This window comes from Tropicimonas sp. TH_r6 (assembly GCF_033101155.1).
GTDB lineage: Bacteria > Pseudomonadota > Alphaproteobacteria > Rhodobacterales > Rhodobacteraceae > Tropicimonas.
In genome coordinates, this window is the sequence record NZ_JAWMPX010000072.1 from 1 (window position 1) to 2,344 (window position 2,344).

A 2,344-nucleotide genomic window follows, 5' to 3' on the forward strand; every position below is an offset into this window, starting at 1 on the left:
CGGCGGCGATGGCCCGCTGAACCTGCTGATCGACAGCACCGGCGTCAAGGCCGAGGGCGAAGGCGAGTGGAACGCGGGCAAGCACGGCGGCCCGAAGTGCGTTGTAGGCGAAGTCCTGTGCGCTCCTTTACTCTTGCGGCAATGACGCCTTGAATACTTCGAGCAATTGCTCAGTCTCAGGTCGTAGGTTCTCGATTCCGGTGTAGGGAATGCCCCGGCGGAGTTCCCGGTCGGGATATTTCTTCTTCATTGCCTGATGACGCACGATCATGTTTGCAAACTGGCCACCGGCCCATGGTCCGTACTTGATTGATTCTTTCGAGCGCTCTTCCCTTGGGTCGCGATAGAGATCAAAGAAATGAGAGAAGAGGATCGGATTTGCGCCTGCAGGTGCGAGGTGCATCTTGTATTTGTTTTTGACCACAGACTTCAGCTTTGAACCCTCGTAAACAAAGACATAATCGCGACGGCCATGGGTGTCGCCGTTCAGGAGTAACGAGCTTTGATCCAGCCCGTCGATGATACGGTCGGTCGGGACTTCCTCAGACGCGTTGGTGAGGCGGGCAAAAGTAGTAAACAGATCGCTGACATGAATGATATCCTCAGCATAGCTGCCTGGTTCGATCACACCTTTCCACCTGACATAGGCATTCACGCGCACGCCGCCTTCCAAATGGTCGCCCTTGGCTCCGCGATAGATCCGATCAGAAATCCCGGTTGCACCAGCATATTTCATGAAAGGTCCGTTGTCCCCCATGATCATGATTACCGTATTCTCGGCGATGCCGAGCTTGTCAACTTCTGCAACTAAGTCACCGAGCCATTCGTCGACTTCGACAATTGTCTCCGCAATTGTTCCACCGTTTAACGTTTTGAACTCCTTGATATCCTGGCGCGGGAAATTCAGAGGAAAAAGGGGCCAATAATTCAAGAAGAAAGGCTCATCCTGTTCCGCCAACGTGCGAAGTTGGGACAAAGCACTTTGTTGATAGCGTTCATTCATTGCCCGATATTTCGCCTGACTCCATGGCTCGCCGGGCTCCAGGTCGACTTCGTAGATCTTGCCGTCCCGCAATTCGACACCTGTCACCATATGACTCGGGTCCACAGCAAAATGCGCGTCCAATGTATAAGTTTGAAGGCTTCCATCCGGGGTCGTGCCTCGGATGACATCTGCATCTTCGGCGTCGGCATGCATGATTGCCAATTGGCCTTGCTGATGGATCGGGAATTCAGCATTCATGAAACCTTGCTTGTGAGCATAGGCCTCCTCGATGTCACCCATGTGCCACTTGCCAACATGGGATGTGGTGTACCCTGCCTCCTTCAGCACTTCGGCCAGTGTCACCTCCTCGGCCGGAAGCCCTTCACCGGCCAGCGTCGCCTTGGCATCAACAAGGCCGGTGCGAGTGGGGAGACGACCTGTCATCATTGCGACACGTGTCGGAGTGCACGAGGGTTCCGTGTACATCCGCATCAAACTCAGGCCATCTTTGGCAAAGGCATCGATGTTGGGCGTTTTGTAACCCCGGATCACGCTCAACTCATGCATGCCGATTTCACCAAAACCCACATCATCCAGCAGGACGTAGATGATGTTCGGGGGCTTGCCCCCATTTGCAGCTCGGATCTCGGCCAGCCTTGTGTCGATGGCCTCGTCTTCCTTCAGCCATCGCTCACCATTTTGAGCCTTCAGAATTCCATATTCGGCGTCATGGATTAGTTCGTTTTCCTGCGCCGTGGCCCAACCCGTGGCGCACATAAGTGCCAGAGTTGAAAGAGATAGTATTCGTTTCATGCTTGGTCCCTGCTTTGCTTGCTTTGTTTTCTGACACCTTCAAGGATCAACTGATGACACAAGGTCGACAGAGAAAGGGATCTGGAGGCCGCGAGTCTTCCGAGTTGCTCTCGCTCCGCTTCCGTCAAAAGGGAGACAACCCTGGCAGAACGGACTTCTTCGCTTGGCAAGCGTGGTCGCCCGGACAATGGACGGCGCTTCGCCTTTCCATCGACCTTCGACAGTTGCCCAAACCCTCACTTGACGGTTAACATTCCATGAAAAGTACCAGAGTCAGAAAATGGACCACATCAAAAATCGCTCAGTGGCGAAGAGGCGTGCGCCACCGGTGACGGTTTTTCTGAACGATCCCAACCAGTTCAAAGACCTATCAGGTTGGGACATGGAGCTTCGACAGATTGAGCCCGGCCCCTTGGACGCACGGGTATCGGTCTGGTCAGGTCGGGATCTGACCATGATTGATACCTCGTTCAACAGGTCAATGTACCAGGCCGGAGTGTCCCAAAAGGGGATGCTGGCTTTTGGCCTGCCTGATCCGGGGGTGCT

2 protein-coding genes and 1 pseudogene are annotated in these 2,344 nt (G+C 54.3%); 2 read left to right on the top strand and 1 reads right to left on the bottom strand.

The window, feature by feature from the left end:
• Positions 1-97 (top strand): annotated as a pseudogene (locus tag R3X27_RS25375) (IS5/IS1182 family transposase); the annotation flags it as partial.
• 30 nt (positions 98-127) lie between these two features.
• Here R3X27_RS25375 and R3X27_RS25380 read toward each other — a convergent pair.
• On the bottom strand, positions 128-1,798 hold the full coding sequence (locus tag R3X27_RS25380) for a sulfatase-like hydrolase/transferase (protein ID WP_317711701.1): 1,671 nt from the start codon (positions 1,796-1,798) through the stop codon (positions 128-130).
• Between the two features lie 280 nt (positions 1,799-2,078).
• Between R3X27_RS25380 and R3X27_RS25385 the strand changes: the two genes are divergently transcribed.
• Positions 2,079-2,344, top strand: a 266-nt coding sequence (locus R3X27_RS25385) for a hypothetical protein (protein WP_317711702.1), incomplete at its 3' end; no start/stop codon positions are given.